Source organism: Streptococcus dentasini (genome assembly GCF_053206945.1).
Genome location: NZ_JBRUHS010000010.1, coordinates 14,149 through 35,382 on the forward strand (window position 1 = coordinate 14,149; position 21,234 = coordinate 35,382).

The 21,234-nt window shown below is 40.2% G+C and carries 22 protein-coding genes; 4 read left to right on the forward strand and 18 right to left on the reverse strand.

The features are described from left to right. Nucleotides 1-41 precede the first annotated feature (41 nt). The 3 genes from ACVR1G_RS08005 to gmk form a co-directional block, all read right to left on the reverse strand. On the reverse strand, nucleotides 42-2,426 hold the full coding sequence (locus ACVR1G_RS08005) for a primosomal protein N' (RefSeq protein WP_447452653.1): 2,385 nt from the start codon (nucleotides 2,424-2,426) through the stop codon (nucleotides 42-44). 102 nt (nucleotides 2,427-2,528) lie between these two features. After that, nucleotides 2,529-2,846, reverse strand: coding sequence for a DNA-directed RNA polymerase subunit omega (rpoZ, locus tag ACVR1G_RS08010; RefSeq protein ID WP_447452654.1), 318 nt, complete (start codon nucleotides 2,844-2,846; stop codon nucleotides 2,529-2,531). Nucleotides 2,847-2,868: 22 nt separating this feature from the next. Beyond that, complete coding sequence (gmk, locus tag ACVR1G_RS08015; RefSeq protein ID WP_447452655.1) at nucleotides 2,869-3,483, reverse strand: guanylate kinase; 615 nt, start codon at nucleotides 3,481-3,483, stop codon at nucleotides 2,869-2,871. Nucleotides 3,484-3,793: 310 nt separating this feature from the next. Between gmk and ACVR1G_RS08020 the strand changes: the two genes are divergently transcribed. Then, nucleotides 3,794-4,738, forward strand: coding sequence for a magnesium transporter CorA family protein (locus ACVR1G_RS08020; RefSeq protein WP_447452656.1), 945 nt, complete (start codon nucleotides 3,794-3,796; stop codon nucleotides 4,736-4,738). 44 nt (nucleotides 4,739-4,782) lie between these two features. Further along, nucleotides 4,783-5,454: a DUF1129 domain-containing protein gene (locus ACVR1G_RS08025; protein ID WP_447452657.1), complete on the forward strand. Its 672-nt coding sequence runs from the start codon at nucleotides 4,783-4,785 to the stop codon at nucleotides 5,452-5,454. Nucleotides 5,455-5,645: 191 nt separating this feature from the next. Here ACVR1G_RS08025 and rpsR read toward each other — a convergent pair whose 3' ends face one another. The 10 genes from rpsR to ACVR1G_RS08075 form a co-directional block, all read right to left on the reverse strand. Further along, nucleotides 5,646-5,885, reverse strand: a complete 240-nt coding sequence (gene rpsR / locus ACVR1G_RS08030; RefSeq protein ID WP_000068664.1) for a 30S ribosomal protein S18 — start codon at nucleotides 5,883-5,885, stop codon at nucleotides 5,646-5,648. A gap of 57 nt (nucleotides 5,886-5,942) precedes the next feature. Next, a complete protein-coding gene (locus ACVR1G_RS08035; protein WP_447452658.1) occupies nucleotides 5,943-6,425 on the reverse strand; it encodes a single-stranded DNA-binding protein in 483 nt (160 codons plus the stop codon). Between the two features lie 11 nt (nucleotides 6,426-6,436). Further along, the gene (rpsF, locus tag ACVR1G_RS08040; RefSeq protein ID WP_447452659.1) at nucleotides 6,437-6,727 is read right to left on the reverse strand and encodes a 30S ribosomal protein S6; all 291 of its coding nucleotides are present in this window, start codon (nucleotides 6,725-6,727) and stop codon (nucleotides 6,437-6,439) included. 350 nt (nucleotides 6,728-7,077) lie between these two features. Beyond that, complete coding sequence (locus tag ACVR1G_RS08045; RefSeq protein ID WP_447452660.1) at nucleotides 7,078-7,305, reverse strand: bacteriocin; 228 nt, start codon at nucleotides 7,303-7,305, stop codon at nucleotides 7,078-7,080. Between the two features lie 337 nt (nucleotides 7,306-7,642). Further along, nucleotides 7,643-7,819: a bacteriocin gene (locus ACVR1G_RS08050; RefSeq protein WP_447452661.1), complete on the reverse strand. Its 177-nt coding sequence runs from the start codon at nucleotides 7,817-7,819 to the stop codon at nucleotides 7,643-7,645. A 308-nt stretch (nucleotides 7,820-8,127) separates the two neighbouring features. Continuing rightward, nucleotides 8,128-8,418 (reverse strand): hypothetical protein, encoded by a 291-nt coding sequence (locus tag ACVR1G_RS08055; protein ID WP_447452662.1) that lies wholly within the window; start codon nucleotides 8,416-8,418, stop codon nucleotides 8,128-8,130. Between the two features lie 232 nt (nucleotides 8,419-8,650). Next, nucleotides 8,651-9,574, reverse strand: a complete 924-nt coding sequence (locus ACVR1G_RS08060; protein ID WP_447452663.1) for an HlyD family efflux transporter periplasmic adaptor subunit — start codon at nucleotides 9,572-9,574, stop codon at nucleotides 8,651-8,653. Nucleotides 9,575-9,588: 14 nt separating this feature from the next. Then, nucleotides 9,589-11,868 (reverse strand): peptide cleavage/export ABC transporter, encoded by a 2,280-nt coding sequence (locus ACVR1G_RS08065; RefSeq protein ID WP_447452664.1) that lies wholly within the window; start codon nucleotides 11,866-11,868, stop codon nucleotides 9,589-9,591. 651 nt (nucleotides 11,869-12,519) lie between these two features. Next, a complete protein-coding gene (locus ACVR1G_RS08070) occupies nucleotides 12,520-12,765 on the reverse strand; it encodes a hypothetical protein (protein ID WP_447452665.1) in 246 nt (81 codons plus the stop codon). A gap of 536 nt (nucleotides 12,766-13,301) precedes the next feature. Continuing rightward, nucleotides 13,302-13,583 (reverse strand): bacteriocin, encoded by a 282-nt coding sequence (locus tag ACVR1G_RS08075; RefSeq protein WP_447452666.1) that lies wholly within the window; start codon nucleotides 13,581-13,583, stop codon nucleotides 13,302-13,304. Between the two features lie 1,142 nt (nucleotides 13,584-14,725). Here ACVR1G_RS08075 and mutY point away from each other — a divergent pair. After that, entirely contained in the window at nucleotides 14,726-15,886 is a 1,161-nt protein-coding gene (gene mutY / locus ACVR1G_RS08080) for an A/G-specific adenine glycosylase (RefSeq protein ID WP_447452667.1), read from the forward strand. 220 nt (nucleotides 15,887-16,106) lie between these two features. Next, nucleotides 16,107-16,535: a YjdF family protein gene (locus tag ACVR1G_RS08085; RefSeq protein ID WP_447452668.1), complete on the forward strand. Its 429-nt coding sequence runs from the start codon at nucleotides 16,107-16,109 to the stop codon at nucleotides 16,533-16,535. A gap of 226 nt (nucleotides 16,536-16,761) precedes the next feature. Here the strand turns inward: ACVR1G_RS08085 and ACVR1G_RS08090 are convergent, their stop codons facing one another. The 5 genes from ACVR1G_RS08090 to ACVR1G_RS08110 form a co-directional block, all read right to left on the reverse strand. Continuing rightward, nucleotides 16,762-17,808 (reverse strand): zinc-binding dehydrogenase, encoded by a 1,047-nt coding sequence (locus tag ACVR1G_RS08090; RefSeq protein ID WP_447452669.1) that lies wholly within the window; start codon nucleotides 17,806-17,808, stop codon nucleotides 16,762-16,764. A gap of 403 nt (nucleotides 17,809-18,211) precedes the next feature. Further along, a complete protein-coding gene (locus ACVR1G_RS08095; RefSeq protein WP_447452670.1) occupies nucleotides 18,212-19,549 on the reverse strand; it encodes an ISLre2 family transposase in 1,338 nt (445 codons plus the stop codon). A 109-nt stretch (nucleotides 19,550-19,658) separates the two neighbouring features. Then, entirely contained in the window at nucleotides 19,659-20,003 is a 345-nt protein-coding gene (locus ACVR1G_RS08100; RefSeq protein ID WP_447452671.1) for a hypothetical protein, read from the reverse strand. Nucleotides 20,004-20,080: 77 nt separating this feature from the next. Continuing rightward, nucleotides 20,081-20,317: a hypothetical protein gene (locus ACVR1G_RS08105; RefSeq protein WP_447452672.1), complete on the reverse strand. Its 237-nt coding sequence runs from the start codon at nucleotides 20,315-20,317 to the stop codon at nucleotides 20,081-20,083. A gap of 60 nt (nucleotides 20,318-20,377) precedes the next feature. Further along, nucleotides 20,378-21,175, reverse strand: a complete 798-nt coding sequence (locus tag ACVR1G_RS08110) for a ParA family protein (protein WP_447452673.1) — start codon at nucleotides 21,173-21,175, stop codon at nucleotides 20,378-20,380. Nucleotides 21,176-21,234 lie beyond the last annotated feature (59 nt).

Below are 21,234 nucleotides of genomic sequence, written 5' to 3' on the forward strand. Positions count from 1 at the left end.
CAATCTTTCCTTTACTTAAATTTCACAACAAGCTTCCAGTCTTAGACAAAACTTTGCGGCTCATGATCAATGATCAGACGTAAATCCTTATTGTCTTTTTCTTGCGTCAAATCTAAAATCTGATTAAGCACCGTTTCTAATCTGTCTTCAAACCGATACTTGATAATAATTTGATAATGATAGAGGTTGTGGGTACGAGCAATAGGCTTAGGTGTTGGCCCCAAGATTTTTATCTTGTTGCTCAGCTGCTTCTTAAGCAGGTTAACAACTTCAAAGGACTTCTGGATAACCCTCTCTTCATTTTTATGAGACAGGGTTAAACCGACAGTATAGTAATAAGGCGGATAGGCTAATTGCCTGCGAACTGCCATTTCATAGGTATAAAAGGCTTCATAATCCTGTTGTTGCGCCAGCTGAATAGCGTAATTATTAGGATTATAGGTTTGAATCAGGACTTCGCCAGCTTTTTCTGCCCGACCAGCTCGTCCCGCTACTTGGGTCAAGAGCTGAAAGGTTCTTTCAGCTGAACGAAAATCTGGAAGATTCAAGGACGTATCTGCATTGAGTACCCCCACTAGGGTAACATTAGGAAAATCTAGCCCCTTGGCGATCATTTGGGTTCCCAGCAAAATATCTGCCTCCCCTCGACCAAAAGACTCTAAAATCTTTTCATGCGCACCTTTTTTCCTAGTTGTATCGACATCCATGCGAATAATACGGGCTTCTGGTAGTATTTCCTGAAGCTCGTCGAAGGCTTTCTGCGTACCTGTTCCATAGTAACGAATGCTGGAGCTGCTGCAATTTGGACAGGTGTGAGGGATTCCCTTTTGAAAGCCACAGTAGTGGCAATTCATTGTCTTAGTGTCCATGTGCAGGGTCAGAGAAATATCACAATTAGGACAATCATCGACATAGCCGCACTCTCGGCACATAATAAAACTTGAGAATCCGCGGCGGTTAAGCATGAGGACAATCTGTTCTTTTTTGTCCAAGCGATCCCTGATTTTATCCAATAGAAGCGGGGTGAAATTGCTAATTTCTTGCTTACCTAGATAATCCCTAAAGTCAATAATCTCGACCTTGGGAACTTTTGCTAAAGGATTAGCCCGCTGGGTTAAACGAATAAAATGATAAACCTCACGGCTAGCACGCGCCCGACTCTCAATGCTAGGAGTAGCAGACCCCATGACCAAGACAGCCTTATGATAGCGGGCACGCAGGAGTGCTACATCTCGAGCGTGATAGCGAGGATTAGATTCCTGTTTGTAGGTTGCCTCATGCTCCTCATCAATGATAATCGCTCCGATATTAGTCAGCGGACTGAAAATAGCCGAACGGGCACCAACTACAACCTTAGCCTGACCCGATTTAATCTTGCGCCACTCATCGTATTTTTCTCCATCTGACAGTCCCGAATGCATGATTGCAACCTGCTCACCAAAACGTGAGATAAAGCGGTTAGTCATCTGGGGGGTCAGAGAAATTTCAGGCACTAGGACAATAGCCGTTTTTCCTATCTTCAGGACATGATCAATAATGTGGAGGTAGACTTCTGTTTTTCCAGAACCGGTAATCCCCTCCAGCAGGTAAGGCTTATTATCTCGTCCTATGTCAGCTGTAATGCTCTCAACAGCATAGGCCTGCTCGGCATTAAGCTTTAGAAAGTCGCTCTTTTCAACATGAGCAAAATAGGACTGACTGCGGTTCACCTCAACCTCCTCAATTGCGAGTGCACCAGCGTCCCTAAAAAAGTTAATTTGATCACGCGAAAACTGTTTCTGTAAGTCAGAAAGTAAGGCTGAGTTCGGGTGAGTCAGTAAAAAATTCTTAAGCTCTTGGCGTTTTTTAGCTCTCTTGGCAATTTCCAACTCTTTAAGCTTATCAAAGACAGGACGATAGTATTTCACTGTCTTTAGAGTTTTTTTATCCTTAGCCGAATAACGAATCCTAATCTGCCCTGCCCTAACCAACCTAGTCACCTGACCTTCTAAACTGCTATCCAAAGCAGAATAATAAATTTGATCTTGCTTACCAAAAATAAGCTCTCTATCCAAATCAGACAAGGCATCAGTTGCCTCCAAAATACGGTCATAGTCAGAATTGAGGAGACTCGGAATCATAGATTTGAGAATAGAAATTTTGTAGGAAAAAACAGTATGACGCATGTAATCCGCCAATTCTAGCTGCTCTTGGTTGAGAACTGGTTCAAAATCCAAGACAGCTACTAATTTTTTCAAATCTTGAGGATCGCCTTCATCAAATCCAACAACAAAACCTTGCAGGAGACGATTGCTCCTACCAAAGGGAACATGCACCCGACTGCCTAGGCTGACCAGGTCTGTCAGTTCGGCTGGGATTCGATAGGAAAAAGGTTTATCCGTCTGCATCAAAGGTACATCAACAATGACCTTGGCTATCTTTTCCATACTGCCCCTCCTTTAGAATGCTTGACAACAGCTGAAAAAATTAAGGAAGCTGAGATTACCAAATCCCAGCTCGTGCTTTTTCTTTGATTATCTGGCAAAATCTTAAATCTTTTCACCTTCTTCTTCTTTTTCCTTAGCAATTTGTTCTTTAATCTTACGTTCTTCTTCTTCCTTAGCCCGACGCTCGGCTTCTGCACGTGCAATAACAGCAGCACGCTTGGCAGCAGGATCTGGATGAATCGTCACTTTGCCAGCTTCAATTTCTTCTAAAGCCTGCAAGGTTGCTTTAACAGATTTAAAGCTTTGAGTTGGCTTGGCTCCTTCTTCTAGTTCATGAGCACGTTTGGCCTGTAAAATGCAGAGAGAATATTTTGAAGGTATCTTATCCAAAAGGGTATCAATAGAAGGTTTTAACATCATAAAGCAGTATCTCTTTTCTAACTTAAATATCTTGAATCATCTTATTATAGCGGCCAATAACCCGATCGACGCGACAGTGCTCCGCTTCAATAATACGTTTGACACGTTCTGCTGCTGCAGGTACTTCATCATTGACCACTGCGTAGTCGTACTCACGCATAAGGGCAATTTCCTCTTTGGCCCGTTCAATACGCTGAGCAATAATTGTGTCGCTATCTGTTCCGCGACCAACCAAACGATCTTTTAGTTCCTCTAAATCAGGCGGTGTCAGAAATATAAAAACCCCGTCTGGTACTTTTTTCTTAACTTGGAGCGCTCCTTGAACCTCAATTTCCAGAAAAACGTCAATGCCTTTATCTAGCGTTTCATTAACATAGGTTAGGGGAGTACCATAGTAATTACCGACATATTCAGCGTACTCCAGCATCTGTCCTTGGCGAATCAACTCTTCAAACTCTTCACGGGTTCGGAAAAAATAATCAACACCATTCTGTTCTCCAGGGCGTTGAGCACGGGTCGTCATCGAGACCGAATATTCAAATTTATGGTCTGGCGTTGAAAATATTTCCTGACGAACCGTTCCCTTGCCGACCCCAGAAGGTCCAGAGAAAACAATCAACAATCCGCGTTCGGACATAGCAGGCTCCTTATCGTAAACTATCAAGGACATTCAACCAACAACAGAATCCGCTACTTTCACTTGATAAAACTATCAGTCAAAAGTCGTATCACTCCGCATACGTTCGTCCCGATTCTCATGCTTAAGTTTAACAAAAATAGAGGCTTTTATCAAGAGGGGTATCATAAGTTTACCTGTTAACAACTGAACCAACTTTCCTCTCAAGAGCTAAGAATTTTTTATAAAAAGCTACCCACAAACCCAGCTAATTATAGTATAATGGTAAGGTGTGCCTTGGAGCAAATTATCACTATGAGGAGGGGTTCTTATGGAACAAATGTTTCTTTCTGCCAATAATCAACTCAACGAAATAGAAACATTCGAGCCTGGGGCTTGGATCAATCTTGTGAACCCTTCCCAGGAAGAATCTGTCAAACTTGCTGAGCAGTTCAGTATTGACATTACCGACCTAAGAGCACCCCTAGATGCCGAAGAAAGTTCGCGGATCAGTGTTGAGGACAACTACACCCTGATTATCGTTGATGTGCCAACTCAAGAAGATCGCAATGGCAAGAGCTACTATGTGACCATCCCTTTAGGGATTATCGTCACAAACCAAGTCGTTATTACTACTTGTTTGGAACCATTGATCCTCTTTGATAATTTTCTTAATCGACGAGTACGAGGCTTCTACACTTTTATGAAGACACGATTTGTCTTTCAACTTCTCTATCGCAATGCCGAGCTCTTTCTAACTGCCCTGCGCTCGATCGACCGCCAAAGCGATCGTATCGAAGCCCAACTAGAGGATGCAACAAGAAATGAGCAGCTTATTGATATGATGGAGTTGGAGAAGTCTATCATTTACCTAAAGGCTTCGTTGAAAATCAATGAACGTATTGTCAAAAAGCTGACAGGCAACGCCTCCAGTTTGAAAAAATATATCGACGATGAAGATTTACTAGAGGATACCTTGATTGAAACGCAACAGGCCATCGAGATGGCCAGCATCTATGAAAATGTCCTCAATGTCATGACTGAAACATCAGCTTCTATTATTTCTAACAACCAGAATTCTATTATGAAGACACTGGCGCTAATGACCATGGCCTTAGATATCCCAACTGTTGTCTTCTCGGCTTATGGGATGAATTTTAAAAACAACTGGTTGCCTTTAAATGGTCTGCCACACGCCTTCTGGTTTATTGTTTTTATTGCTTCAGTCATGAGTTTGACTGTCGTTATCTATTTCATTCGTAAGCGCTGGTTCTAATTTCAAATATTTCAAAACTTATCAAAACAGGAGACTACCACCCTATGGATTTACAGGAATTGACCAAAAAAAATCGGGAATTTATTACGATTGCCAGCCATCAACTTCAAAAGGATGGCAAAAGTCAAGAAGAGATTGAGGCTATCTTGGCCGATGTCCTTCCAACTATTATTGAAAATCAAAAGGAAGGACATACAGCCCGTTCTCTCTTTGGAGCGCCTACTATCTGGGCTAAAACATTTACAGAGTCCAGCTCTACCCAAGCCAATCAAGCGCAGAGGGATGATACAAATAAGAATCCTTGGCTGATGTGGCTGGATAGCAGTCTGATGCTTCTAGGATTTTTCGGTCTTATCTATGGTCTCACATCTCTTGCTAACAAACATTACTACCAGCAAGGTTATGGTATTGTGACCACTATTGTTACTGCCCTGACTGGCGGTGCTGCTCTTTATGCTCTTTATCACTTTGTTTACCGATATGCAGGAAAACCTAAAAGCGAGCGGCCTAGTCTATGGAGATCCCTAATGTATATGGCTGTCTTTACGCTGATTTGGATTGGTTTTGTTGGAGCTACAGCCTTGATTCCTAAGGCATTAAATCCTGTTCTCCCTGGACTTGTTATGATTGTTATCAGCGGACTTAGTTTCGCTCTTAAATACTTCCTTAAGAAACAATATAATATCCAAAGTGCCTTGGCAACTCAGAAGCCCTAGTCCTGCTCAAAAATAAAATCTTAGAAATTTCAGTCTGCATAAGCCTGGGATTTTTTCTTAGTGAGATGAATAAGGGCACTTATTTGTCTTCCTGTTTCACACAAAAGAGAATACTCTTATTCTTCTGTTTTTAAGGGTAAAAAAAACGACCTCTTTCGGTCGGTTTTTTGCTAAGCGGTCAATAGACCCGATTAGTCTTCGTTTACAAATGGCATAAGAGCCATAACGCGAGCACGTTTAATTGCTGTCGTTACCTTACGTTGGTTCTTAGCAGATGTTCCAGTTACGCGGCGTGGCAAAATTTTCCCACGCTCAGAAACAAAGCGGCTAAGCAGTTCAGTATCTTTGTAATCAACGTATTCAATCTTGTTAGCTGCGATATAATCAACTTTTTTACGGCGTTTGAATCCGCCACGACGTTGTTGAGCCATATTTATTCTCCTTTATATTATTTTTTGACTTGTCTGCAAGCCCTTGTCTTTTTTCACTTAGAATGGAAGGTCGTCGTCAGAAATATCCATTGGGTTAGAGTTGCCAAATGGACTTTCATCACGGCCGAAGTTTGGTGTTGGCTGCGAATCCTGTGAAGCAAAGCCTGAGGGATTGTTACCACCAGCATTGTAAGAACTACTGCTATTAGCTTCACGCGTTGCACGACTTTCCAACAGTTGGAAATTATCAGCGACTACTTCAGTTACATAAACCCGTTGACCTTGCTGGTTCTCATAATTACGGGTCTGGATACGACCAGTAATCCCAATCAAGGCTCCTTTTTTAGCCCAGTTGGCCAAGTTTTCAGCTTGCTGACGCCAAATCACACAGTTAATGAAATCAGCCTCACGCTCACCATTTTGGTTTTTAAAATTACGATTCACAGCTAGGCTGAAAGTCGCAACGGCTTGATTAGACGGGGTGTAACGAAGTTCCGCATCACGGGTCATGCGGCCAACTAGTACGACGTTATTTATCATAAGCTACCTTCTTAAGCGTCAAGCTTAACAATCATGTGACGAAGAATGTCGTTGTTGATTTTTGACAGACGATCAAATTCATTAAGAGCATGAGCGTTATCAGATTCAACATTAACGATATGGTAGAGACCTTCTGTGAAATCTTGGATTTCATAAGCCAAGCGACGTTTTTCCCAATCTTTTGATTCAGCAACAGTTGCACCGTTGTCTGTCAAGATAGCGTCAAAGCGTTCTACCAAAGCGTTCTTAGCTTCTTCTTCAATGTTTGGACGAATAATATAAAGAATTTCGTATTTAGCCATTGATGTTTTCCTCCTTTTGGTCTAATGACCCCCAGTCTCTGCAAGGGGTAAGTGAGGGATACTCACAAGGTAATATTATACAGGAATATAACTACCAATGCAAGGAAAAACGGTCAATTTTCACTGTTGATTTTCTCTATAGGGTAGGCTGTCCGATTCAGCTCCCCACCTCAAAAAGTCAACTTAGAATAATACTAAAAAGCCTGTCTATCCCTAGTAAAGAATAGATAGGCTTTGAGTATCTCAATAGAAAGTTGTTTAATCACTAGTTTTTAATGATTTAGTCTTAAAATCAGTCAGACTACTGAAATAAATCCGCGCCAGACTAACCTTGTCTTAGCTATTGACTCTTAATAGTCTGAAAGAGCTCCGACAGCAGCTCCTACCTCTGCACCTACACCCACTGGTGGCAAAAGAGCGCCAACAGCTGCGCCAGCAACTGCTCCAATACCAGAATATGGATCTAGACCTGAACCTGGATATGGAGGAATTGGTGGGAATGGTAAAAACCCTCCTGAAACAGCTGTCAAGCTATCTGCCTTCATTGTTTCAAATTCTTCAAATGCAATTGTATTCATGTTGAATACCTCCTTATTTTAACTTAGTCTTTCATTACTCCGTGTAAATCTGACCTGATTTTACTCATCAATCGAAAATCTTTTCAATTGACAGTAGTCATTGTAAAGGATGAAAAACCTAGAATCAAGCGATTTTTAACGATTTAATCAGATTAAAAGATCTCTGATAACACTTGTTAAACTTTCTATTTATTTTCATTTGAATATAAATAGAAAATTCGATCCTAGGAATCTAGAATCGAACTTAGCTATTTTTTAGTCTTATTTTGATCAATTACTGAAAGCATGATTTCAGAACTAACCTTCAAGTTTCCTTAGCCAAATGCACACTGATCTATTACGAAATGATGATTGCATCTTTTGCAATTGAATATGCATTTTCAACAGCGGTAATAACTGTATCAACTGTATTAACGAAATCTGTGACACTATCAAAGAGGCCGCCGCCGGTGATTTCTTGAAGCTCCTCATCTGTTAACTCAGCATAATTCATCATTGCAGTATTTGCTTTCATGTGAATATCCTCCTCATTTTTTACTTGATCATCTACTGCTTCACGTAAATCTGAGCAGTTTGTTTATTTGTCAATCGAATTTTTTCAACTGACAGTGACCATTGTAAAAGATAAAATGCTTATAAGCAAGCGATTTCTAGCGGTTTAATCAAATTATAAGACCCCTGATAACAGCCACTAAATTTTCTATTTATTTTCATTTGAAAATAAATAGAAATCCAACTCAGTTGGAGTTGGATCAATGATGCTCAGAGTAAATTTTATAGAATCACAGAGTATTGAGTTTGATTAACAAACCTCTTGTATAGCTATCCTGGGACTGAAGAGCAAGCATCTGCACTACCAAATGCCAACGAACCGCCACCAGCAGCTCCCAGCAAGGTAACTCCTGCAATAAGAGCTCCAGCACCCCAACCAACTGGTCCGCCTGCAGCAGCCACTAAACCAGCTGTCCCGAGGCCTGCTGCCAAGCCACCGCCAATTACGCCGCCTTCCGTAGCTGCCAAGCAACGACCGTAGTCTTTATACTCTCCACCTGCAAAAGTTGTCAAGGCTTCTGTTTCTAAGTTGTCAAATTGTTCAAATGCCAATGAATTCATATAAATGGTCTCCTTATTTTTGTTTCGTCTCTTACTGATTCAGTAAATCGACCTGATTTTATTAACAATCAAATTTATCTTCAATTGTTAATAGTTATTTTAACAGGCATTGGTTTATTTTGCAAGCATTTTCTTAAAAGTTAATTAAATAGATAAAAAACAGACACCTTTTAAATTATTAGAATTTAAAAATAAAAATCCAACTCAGTTTGAGCCGGATTGTGAATTAAGCTTAATTTTCCATCTTGTGGAGCAATTTGTCCTTAAAATAGTCAAAGTAAGTCTTTTTATCGGTAACAGTAACGGTCTTACCAGTCATACCATACTTGACTAGTTTGCTGTCCTTTTTAGACAGCTTAGCCTTAGCCGTAACTTTGAAGACATTCCCCTTCTTGGTCGTTATAGCAGAGGAAGCTACATTGGTAATTTTTCCCTCAATAGTTACCTTATCATTGCCCTTTCTTTCTAGAGAGAGCCGGGTTTTTTGCCCTTTCTCCATCGAAACAACATCATCAGATGTGACATAGTAACTGATAAGAACGGTCTTAGTCTTTTTAATGTCGGGATAAATTTGACCGATCTCAGCTCCACTAGGCAGAAGGTTTGCACCTTCGTACTTAGGATTGATATGGATAATACCATCTTCAGGAGCAAAGAGCGTCACCTTCTTGGTTTCATTGCTGCTATCTTTCTTTTTGGACTTTTTATCTTTCTTTTTCTTGTCCTTAGATTTTTTCTTCTTTTTGGATTTCTTTTTATCCTTCTTATCTTTTTTCTTGTCTTTTTTATCTTTTTTGTCCTTTTTCTTGTCCTTCTTATCGCGCTCCTGCCTATCTTTGACAATCTTTTCCTGCTCTTCTTGCCGTTTAGGACTAGCGTCTTCTGAATAGCCAATCAGAAGGTCACCTTCCTTAACAGTCGCATTATTGTCTAGATTATTTTTTGCAACAGAAGCATCGCTGTAGGATTGAATAACTGACACAACCCTAGTCGGAGCCACTTCACCAGTGGAAATTACAGTAATTTCCTTTTTGGCAAAGCAGAGAAAGACCACAATAAAAATAATCAGGCAGACTACAGGGACAATCAGCAAGGTCGCAAAGTTGTGATAACGTCTCCTATAAAATTCGGCACTTTGTAAAAATTTCGGATCCATGTTTGTCCTCTCTTTCAATTAAACAGCTCAGCATAAAGGCCTTTATTAGCCAAGAGCTCTTTAGGACTTCCTTGTTCAACGACCTGGCCTTGCTCCATCACAATAACGGTGTTGGTGCGCTGAGAAATACTCAAGCGGTGCGCCACGAAGATAACAGTCTTATCTGTCATCTTCAAGAGATTATCGACAATTTTACGCTCAGTTAATACATCCAAGCTGCTGGTAGCTTCGTCGAGAATAAGTACCGGCGACTTCGTCAAGAGGGCACGAGCCAAGGCAATCCGCTGTTTCTGTCCACCAGATACACCAGCACCATCTGATAATTCTGTCTGATAACCAAGCGGCATTTGCTCAATATCCTTGCGGATTTCCGCAATCTCACAAGCACGGATAATGTCCTCTTGGGTCGTTCCCTCTTTGGCACCGAGGGTTAGATTATCCATGATAGAACCACTAAAAACATAGGCCTGTTGCGGCAAATAATTGATATGCTGCCGCAGAGCGGTCTTATCAATAACTTTCAGATCATTTCCATTGAGGCGGACAATGCCACGGTTAGGTTCGTAGAAATTGACGATCATTTTGGCTAAGGTTGTCTTACCCGAACCACTAGGTCCAACGATACTAACTTTATCACCTTTTTTGATAGTTAGGTTAATATTGGAAAGAGTATCGCGACCAAATCCATATTTATAGGATAGATTTTCAAAAGAGATATCCCCATCCAGGAAGGTCGTTTCGGACAGTTCCCCATTATTATCAAACTCAGAATCCACTAGGTAAACTTCGTTCAGACGCGTATTCGCCACGCGGGCTGATTGCAGTTTTGTCTGCAGACCAATAATACGCTCAATAGGGTTTGAGAAGTAAGACAAGAGAGCATTAAAGGTAATGAGCTGACCGACAGAGATTTTGCCATCCATAACTAAACGAGCACCATACCAGAGGATAACAACATTGAGGATCATCTTGGAGCCTGTTTTCAGGGCGTTTTGAATAGCAGTATATTTATGCAGCTTGAAGTTCTTTTCCAAGTAATCCACAAATTCACTGTCAACACTCTGATAACGTGCATCTTCACTAGTTAGTGACTTAATGGTTTCCATACCATTAATATCCTCGATGATTGATGAGCTGACAATAGCATTGCTTTCCATCATCTCATGATTCATCTTTTCAAAAGGCTTTAAGAAAGCAAAGATGATGATGGCATAGACAGGGACAGAAATCAAAGTCAAAAAGAAGAGGTTATTATTTTGAACCAGCAAAACCCCACCGACCAAGACGATCATAGTCAAATCTAGAAAGACCGAAAAAATAGTCGAAGCGACTGCATCAATAATCTGATTGGCATCGGTAAAACGAGAAGTAATCTCACCGGTTCGCCGAGTCGCAAAGAAGGACATAGGCAGGGTGAAGATATGCTTGATATAAGAGAGAATAACATCAATAACCAAGCGAATACTCAAGACAGCCAAGAGATATTCCTTGGCAAAATTCATCATCTGCTGAATAATGTAAGTTACAACCAGACCGATTGTGATAATCCCTAGGGTAGAGATTAATTGATCAGGAATGTAGGAGTCCAAAATCCCCTGCAGATAGTAAGATCCAACAATATCAATCAAGGTAACAATTAAACTAGCCAGAATGATATAGGTCATCAGCGCCTTCTGCTTAAAAATCAGCGGGAAGAAACTGGTTAGGCCATTCTTGTTGTCTTTATGCGGTTTATAGCTAGGCTGAGGGGCTAGGAAGATGGCGACACCGGTCCATTCTTTTTGGAATTCTTCCTTGCTCATCCGCGTAACCTTGACCGTAGGATCGGGGTCACCAATAATCAGATGATCCTTTTCATTGGCATAAACGACATAATAGTGCTGCATTCTTTTTCCCTTGACGACATGCACAATAAAAGGATATGTTAAGTCGTCGTAATCAAAAAGGGTCATGTCTGCCTTAATAGAGCGGGTCTCAAATCCCAGCTTCTTAGCAGCCTCAACGATACCTAGGGCAGTCGTTCCTTGCTTATCGGTCTTTGAGAGCTCCCGCAGATGGGCAATAGAATAGTCTGAGCCATAATGCTTGGCAACAGAAGCCAAGGCTGCCGGACCACAGTCTCTGGTATCAATTTGAGGAACAAACTTGTACTGTCTGCGCCAGAATAAGCGGCTGCGCCCCTGTCCTTGAGATTGCGAGGGGGCAGGCATTCCTCTGCCAGAGAGGCGCTTAACTACTTCCAAGAGCACATTAACCGCAATGACGATAAGAATAATGTAAATAACTTGTTTCATAAAATTGCTTTCCTAAATTTTATTACCGATAATATCCCTAAAAAGTGACCCGACTTTAAAGATAATAAAAGTCGAGTCACTTCTCTCTAAAACAGCAGAGTGATATTGAGTGCACATTTCTTATTATCCATTTTAAATTAATAAAACGAACATCAATAACTTGGTTCCAGATCTTAATCCAGCCCCCAAAATCCAGTAACTATAACTAGAATAAATAAAGTACACCACCTGTACACCAATCAGTCTAACAACTTTAGTTGCACTTGACAATATTGTTAAGCTTATTTTAATCAAATTTCAAGATTAGCGTCATAATTAAAATAATTTTCTGAATATTTAGTGGTATTGCCCTTCAAAAATCCCCCAAAATGAAGAGGGGGAGATCAATGTCCTCCTCATAATTTAATAAATTTGAGAAACTACCTCTTATATACCACTAAAACATACAGCTGCTGCGCCAGCTGCAGCAGGAATATAACCTCCACCATTTACTCCAGTCAATTCTTCTGGAGCGCATACAAAATTAATTTATTTGGGTGTCCAATCATTAATAAATATTCGTTATCTCTAAAACACTTGTATAAACATGCAATGAACAAATATCAATAATAACAGATTTTGCACAACTTCCAATTTAGTTTATTATCAGTCTTAGCGGGCGTTCATATAGCCTTGAATAAAGCCAATAATCATATTAACAGCTGCAATACCAATACCCAGACTATTTAAAATAATAGGAATCTTGTAATCAAATTCCTGACCTTTATTTTTACTGATTCCTAGTGACAGCCCAATAATTCCAAGAATAAGACCAATGATAGCAAACAGGACTGAAAAGATTAATGACAAGATGCCGAGCACCAAAGGCGCTACTGATTTCTTAGGTTGTGGATACATTAGTTATCCCCTTTCATTTTTATTTTTTGCTAGTTTAACAAATTAGATTTATAAAAAATATGGCTAACCACTAATGCATTAGCCATAAGCAATGAATAACTGAACAGCCTCATTTTATTACTAGGGAGCAAAACTAATAGAAGAAGAAATATTGATATCCTCCTCATAGTTTCATAAACTACTATAAGTTACTTTTTTACATCAAACCTATCTAACATCTAATGGAGACCACATTAACGCTAGCTCCAATTAGCAAACAAGCCTGGCTCCTTAATATAAAAGAAGTCAGGCTATCAAAAGGCAGAGGAACAGAAGCTTAAGTACTGGTGGAACATACCTAATTAGCTAAAATACTTACCTTTTAAATAAAGAGCTATAACTAGTAAATTTTCTACCAATAGTATAGAAAACACGATAAGCTTAATATTTTTTATCTGTGGAAATAACACAGGAATAAGTATCATAATAGGATAGCTGGCTAAAACAAACCAGCATAACTTAGGTGACAACATATGCATCTCCCTTTCTAGGGTAGATTAGATCCATTTACCCCAAGTGTTAACGCTAGCTCCAGCTAAACCACCAGTAACGGCGCCAGTTGCTGCTCCACCGATAGCTCCAGCTGTAGTTCCTGCAATTGTTCCAACAACTGGCAAAGTTATTGTTCCAACAGCTGCTCCAGCAACCCCTCCTGTGAAGAAGCCGCCAACTCCACCAGCTACTGCTCCTACAACACCTAAAAGGGCCCCGCCTGCTTCTACCTCAGAGAGACTATCTGTGGTTGCAACCTCAAATTCTTCAAATGCTAATGAGTTCATAAAATTCTCCTTGAATTTATTAATAGTTTATACTAATAGATCTAGCGGTACCAACTCATCTACTAATATAGTTTCATATTAATGTTTTTTTTAGTTTTTTTCAAGATGATTCTAATGTTGTTAGGTAATAGCAATCATAAAGTAAAATAAAACAAATCTTTTAGAAAATTTATCAAACATTATAAAAAAGTAATTATCTTACTAAAAACAGTGATAGATTGGCACTCTTAACGAACACTCATAGTTTTTCTTAGGTAAAGGTGACGCAGACTATTGACTATCAATGAAGGTATTAGACTGGCTTCATAACTTGTTAAGAAGCCCCATTTGAAAGCACAAAAAAATCCGATTCCTGCACACCTAGAATCGGATTTTAATAGTATGATTCAATATCTGTCACGGGCATCACGGCCTTTCTATTCTCATAAGGAGGTTAATAGAAATTCTTGTCACCGTTTTTATAACGGCTTAAATTCATCTTTACCATAGTATTACCTCTCTTGATAATAGTTGTTTATAACCTACTTTTTTCTGTATTACATCGGTTTCACCCCTTGCGCTATTTTATGCAGCGAACCCAAATGTCTCCGTTTTTGTAACGACTTTGATTATACATAAGCATACAACCACCTCAGTTTATCATAGGCTATACCCTCAATTTGGCATGGGAACCACTCCTTTAGCTATTCTACGCAACAACTAAGAAATCCCCATTTTTATAGCGACCTATATCAAACATCAACATAAGCCCTACCTCCGGCACTTTTGCAAGCTTTAAGCCTCCCTAACGCTCCTTGAATGCAAGTTAAATGTTTAGCTAGTCACCGTTTTTATACCGAGATATATTCATGTTAAGCATTCTAATCACCTCATAACACAACATCTCATACTTCCGGCTATAACTCTGTGTAAAATTATTTAGTCTGCCTACCATCTATAGGCAACTGTCACCATTCTTGTACCGTGAAATATTCAATCTAATCATAAGGGTTTCCTCCTTGATTAAGTCTTATCTCGCTTACATTTTAATTATAATGTAAGCGTTTTCTTTTGTCAAGTATTTCTTCGATTTTTATTATGTTTTTCTTTTTATTGAAGTACTCTATTTTAGAGACCAAAGAGAATTTTGCTATAATCTTTATATGGTTAAAAAACTTGATTTAAAAGATTACGGTATTGAGATGTGGGATCAACCTACGATTTCCGCCTTTAGACGAACCCTCCTAGAGTGGTACGACAGGGAAAAGCGCGATCTGCCTTGGCGGCGGACTAAGAATCCCTATCATATCTGGATCTCTGAAATTATGCTCCAACAGACTCAGGTTCAGACAGTTATCCCTTATTACTTGAGATTTTTAGACTGGTTCCCAAGAGTTGAGGATCTAGCCCAAGCTCCCGAGGAGAAATTACTCAAAGCTTGGGAAGGGTTAGGATATTATTCTCGTGTTCGTAATATGCAGGTAGCTGCCCAGCAGATTGTGGGGAACTTTGGCGGAGAATTTCCACAAAGTTACGATAAGATTGCTTCACTAAAAGGCATCGGCCCCTATACTGCAGGTGCTATTGCCAGTATTGCTTTTGACTTACCGGAGCCTGCTGTGGATGGCAATGTTATGCGAGTTTTGGCTAGACTTTTTGAAATTGATTATGATATTGGCAATCCCAGCAATCGTAAAATCTTTCAGGCCATTATGGAAGAACTGATTGATCCTGAGCGACCTGGCGACTTTAATCAGGCTCTGATGGATCTGGGAACGGATATTGAATCTGCTAAAAACCCCAGACCTGACGAGAGCCCCGTCCGAGCCTTCAGTGCTGCCTACTTGCATGGAACTTATGCCAAATATCCCATTAAATTGCCTAAGAAAAAGCCTAGGCCGCTGCTTTTACAAGCCTTTGTTATCCGGAATCAGCAAGGGCAATTTCTCCTGGAGAAGAATCAAGGAGCAGGTCTTCTAGCTGGTTTCTGGTCTTTCCCGCTGATGGAAACTCAGCTTCTAGCCAAGCAACTCAACCTCTTTGAAGACGATAGCGAGCAAGTTTTGGAAACTGTTTCTTTGCAGAAGTTTTTTGAAGAGGACTACGGTCTTAAGCCCGTCTGGTCTCAAGAAGAGTTTCCTCTTGTCAAACACACTTTTAGCCATCAAAAATGGCAAATCCAGTTGCTGGAAGGACGAGTTAACCAAGCAGACTTAAAGGGAGATAGAGACTTGTGTTGGGTAATTCCTCAAAATTTTGATAATTATCCTATGGCAACACCACAGAAAAAAATGATTCAAGCTTATGAGAAAAATACAAACTAAAGTGTTATAATACTGCCATATGATATAAAAACACGTTGCAGTTGGGTAGTCTGCAAGCACTTGTGTAATGATAAACTTGGAGAGTTTTCAAGTCAGATCTAGAAATTTCCAGCAGTGGGCAACCGTCATGCTTGGTCATTGCTTTTGCTTATCTTCAACAAGTGTCAGTAACCTTCCCTCCGGTCGTCCCTTATCAAAATTTATTTTTTGGAGGGCTGGCATGAAAATGACAGTATTTTTTGACGGCGGTTTCTGGTTTGGTTTGATTGAATATCAGGACAGACAGCTGGGTTATCAAGCCTTTCGCTATCCCTTTGGTAAGGAACCCAAGGACAGCGAGATTCTTGATTTTATCTATCTTCATTTGACCCAGTGGATGCAAAAACAAGAAAGGCTGGGCCTAGTTAACGTTGAACCAGATACATCTCTTGTGTATAAATCCATCAATCCCAAGCGAATGCAAAGGGAAATTAGCAAGCAGATGAAACAGCCTGCCCTATCCTCTAAGGCTCAACAGGCCATGCAGGCTAGCCATGAGCTGCTGAAACTGGAAAAGAAAGCCTCCAAACGGCAAAAGCGGCAGGAATATAAGGAGAGACAGTTTCAGCTCAAGCAGGAAAAGCGCCGCAAAAAGAAAAAAGGACACTGACTTAGTGTCCCTAAGAGGCTGAGACAAAAGTTCTCAGCCTTATTTATTTGTTAGGCGCAGTGATTGGAAGAAAGACTTGTTGACAAAGCCAAGAAGTCTTTCTCCTGAACAGTTCATTAGGTGCTTTAGCAGCAATGAACCACTGCTGGTGGGATATCTTTATCTTGGAAAGGAAGCGAGGACAATCAAATTCTTCGAATGATTGATTTCTGCCCGCTCTCTTGTTTCATTCCGCCACTACCAGCATTGATTTAACAGCTTTGCGATCCGCCATATCACGATAGGCTTGGTTAATGTCATCTAGGCTATAGGTGTCTGTGAAGACTTTACCCGGGTTGATATCGCCATCCAAAACAGCCTTGAGCAAGATTTGCTTGTCATAGGTCGTAACAGATGCTGAACCACCTGCGATTGAAATGTTTTGAGCAAAGGTTGAACCAATGCGATGATCGCCATAATGAGGCACGCCGACAGCGCCGATACGGCCGCCATTATGTAGGACACCGAGAGCTTGCTCGAGTGCACCTTCTGTACCGACACATTCCAGAGCAACGTCTGCACCGCCACCAAGAATTTCACGAACCTTAGCAATGCCTTCTTCTCCGCGTTCCGCAACAATAGCAGTTGCACCGGAAGACAAGGCCATTTGTTGACGGTCTTCATGACGGCTCATCAGAACAATCTGGGAAGCTCCGCGCATTTTAGCAGCAATAACCGCACATTGACCAACAGCACCATCACCAATAACAACAACTCTATCACCGAGAGCGACATGAGCAACCCGTGCTGCGTGGTAGCCTGTTGGCATAACGTCAGCAAGAGTCAAAAGTGACTTAATCATGCCTTCTGAATAGTCTGATGGCTGACCAGGCACCTTGATGAGAGCCCAGTTAGCATAGTGGAATCGAAGGTATTCAGATTGAAAACCGCCGCCCCAGTTAGTTGGTGCTGGATGGTTATCACAAGTACCATCAAATCCAGAACGACAAGCATCACATTCACCACAGCCATGGGTAAATGGGACGATAACAAAGTCACCTGGTTTGACATTAATGACATCAGGTCCTACTTCTTGGACGATGCCAAGTGCTTCGTGACCACTGTTTACAGAGTGTTCCTCGCGTTCATCGCCGTGTGAATATGACCAAAGATCTGAACCGCAAACACAGGCACGAACAATTTTAATAATGGCATCATCAGTGGCCTGAATCGTTGGCATTGGTGCTTCTTCTACGATCATTTGACCGGCTTTTTCAAAAATAGCAGTTTTCATGTTTTACTCCTTAACTATGTTAGTTTTCATTTAGTGTAACAGTTTGACCAGCCATAATCAAATACCTAATGTTTATAGATATTATACTTGCTAAGTATAACTGGCAGTTATACACGTATGTGGTAGAATTTTTTAGAAATAACCCTGAAAAGAGGCTCTTTTAGAACCGAGACATAAAAACTGAACAAATTTTACTTTGCTCAGCTCTTGACATTTTTCAGGTTATCCCTTAAAATTTATTAAGCTGAGCAAGGGTGTGTTTTTGAGGAGTTCTTGCTCGGTGAGCGATGGTTACCGCCATCGCTCTTTTTTGTTTCTCATTTAATATGAATATATTATAGCATACCAACCGCACCATTGCAAGTATTTCGAGCATTTTTTTCTAGTAATTATAGACTTTTTATCACCGTTTGGCAAGATTTGTTTTTAAGCTGGGTAACTGGCTCTTTTTACGGCCATCCAACAAGTGATACGATTTAGGAATCCGTTGCTGTCTTTCACGGATATCTCCAGGGGTATCTAAGTCCTCAGCCAGCATAGTTTCATACTCTGTCCGCCAAGTACCAAAAAACAGATCTTCCAAACTATTCTCGTACGTTAAAACGATCACCTGACTCATGGTTTTAAGTCCTTTAGGAGTCCAATACATGCCTCTTTTTTTCATGCGATACGTAATCTTGCGATGCTGACTTTCCATAATCCCTATCCCGGCTGAGTCCAATCCTCTCAATTTAGCAGACTTTGTGTATTTAAAACGACTGAGAAAACGGGTTTTAAAACTATCAAAAACAGCTTGGTCATCTTCTTGTGTAATGAGAGACTCAACCGTATCCAAAACCATTTTAAATTGTTCTCGGTCATGTTTTTTTATAGCCTGAAAAGCCTTCTTTTGTAAGTCATCTGGGTATCCCCTAAAGAAACTCCGTAACTCCTTATGAACATGGTAAGCATCCCAGAAGTGTTCATGGCGATGAATTTTCAATGCTCTGGCAATCCCCTCAAAGACCTTAGGGGAATAACCCGCTCCACAGTCAGAATTAGTGATGAGTAAAGTAGTCTCCTTAATCGTATAGGTATTATAGAGATAATCCAACAATTGCTGTCTGGCCGCATAATGACTGGGAGAAACAAACTCCTTTTTCTCCATCAGTTCAAAACGATTGGGACCAACTTGCCGACTGCCCGTATGAACAACAAAATGGGTGAGGTCGGTATTGCGTTTCTCTGGAACGTCGGACTTCGTTTTAATCAAAGCGCCGTCTCCTTCAATATAGATCAGATCAATTGGCTTCTTTTGAGGCTGGCTGTTTTCTGTATAGAAACGATATTGTTCCTTTTCTTCCAGCAGATGATGTGCCAAGTCTATAGCTTTGACAACGGTCGGTTTAGTAATAGCTACTTGATAAAGAAGGGCAATCACCTGAATCACCTTATCATAGGGCATCATGGTTGACAGTTTGACAATCTGATAAAGAAATTCATACGAATAGCGAGAATTTTTAGGAAGTCCCAGCATATCATCAACAGGTACGGCCCACTCGTTACCCTTTTTCCAACGTTTGCGACTGAACGTGACTTCCCCAAAGGTAAAAATGACTGTCCGCTCCATAGAATGAATACACCGATAGCCTCTAGAGCGCATACTCACAGACACCTGTTCATCATAACGGGCTAACCAAGACTGGAAATCTTCTTTTATCGTCTCTGCATAACTGGCTTTGAGTGACGTTTCATCAATCATATTAATCCCCTTTACTATTTTTTGTGGGTATTGTATCAGGTGACAAAAAGATGAAGCAACTATTTTGACCAACAAAAAAGCCCTGAATTAATTAGGACCTTTTAATGACTTATTCGGTTTTATGAGAAAAAGTTTTACGCAGATTTTTTAAAAAGGTTTTCGTTCTCACAAAGCAATGTTCCTCTTTCCAAAGGAGAATGATCTCCAAAGCTAAAATGCCGATCAAAGTCCAGTTAAGAACGGTCACAGCCGTCTGGAAACGGGTCAATAAAAGATAACCCAGCCAACAGACGGTAAACACAAAACCACCGCTTGGCCAAAATCGCAGCAGAACCAGAGCCAGCAACAAGCACATCATCTGATCAATGCCAAAACTAGCAACGCCCCAGTTCCAGCCAAACAGAAGAAAGAAAATGAATGATAGATAGTAAACGCCTCTAAATAAATAGTACATACTGCCACCTCCAGCAGAACCAGTTATATGTATTTTAATCATTATTTAAAATATCATTAAAATACATGTTTTAATTCTTAGTTATCTAAATCATACTTTTCAATCCAGTCGTCAAGAAACGTTGACGCTCCATTAAACCCCTCTTTAGCTGCGATAAGGTCTAGCTTATCCCGATTTTGAGGTTTCAACGTAAACGTCCAAGGTTTCCTAGTTTTCCCAGAAGGACGACCTGGTTTTCTTTTTTTGGTGTCTCTAACTGTTATTGGATCACTCAAGGCTTGAGCGATTTTATTTTTTTTAGATTCAAAAGCCATAAGCCATAACACTCCTTATTTATTATAATCCATATTTATATAAGTATTATAATATGAACATTAGAGAGTGTCAAGTGCCACCATCATATCATCCAGCGTCTGGCTCAGCCTTGAAAAGAAAGAACGATGCTGGCTGAGAAGATTGGGATCCATCATCATATCAATCATAGTCTTCTCTTTTGTTGAGCGATTAAACAATTCCTTTTGAGGGATTTGTCCAATAATATTAGGATCATCAGCTAAAGCGGCTACCAGAGCTTTGGAAACCTTGGTATTATGAGCAATTTTATTCAAGAGGAAATAAAGTTTGGCAGTAATCAAACTTTCACGACTAGGTCTAATAATTTCCTCTTGACGGTAACGAGATAAACGCAGTTCCAAGTTTGCTTTAGCTTCAAAGGAAAATTCACTGGGAATAATTGGGCTGATAATAGCATTGCTAATCGCTATAGCATTTCTGGTTGCAATGCCAAAATCAGGACGACAATCTAAGATGACGTAATCATACTGTTCCAGATTACGATCTTGATAATGAAGATCAAACCAATCATACAAGTATAGATTCTTATTGGAATCTGTTTCTAACATCCGCTCTGCTTCATCCAACCGCATCGATCCAGGAATTAAATCAATATGAGGAGCAACATTGAGAATATCAACATCTCCTCCATTAGTGTAGATATTAAGGACAGTTCCGCTATCTTGGTAGACATCATAGTAATGAGTTAAATTACACTGATGATCTTCATCAAAAAAGAGAACATTCTTTCCTTTATAGGCTAAACGCTGACCAAATAAAAGAGCTAAAGTTGTTCTACCAACTCCCCCTTTCAAGGCTACAAAGCTGATAATTTTCATAGGTTTTCTCCTTATTATTTACTTTGTAAGTATTTTAATACATATTTATATGTGTGTCA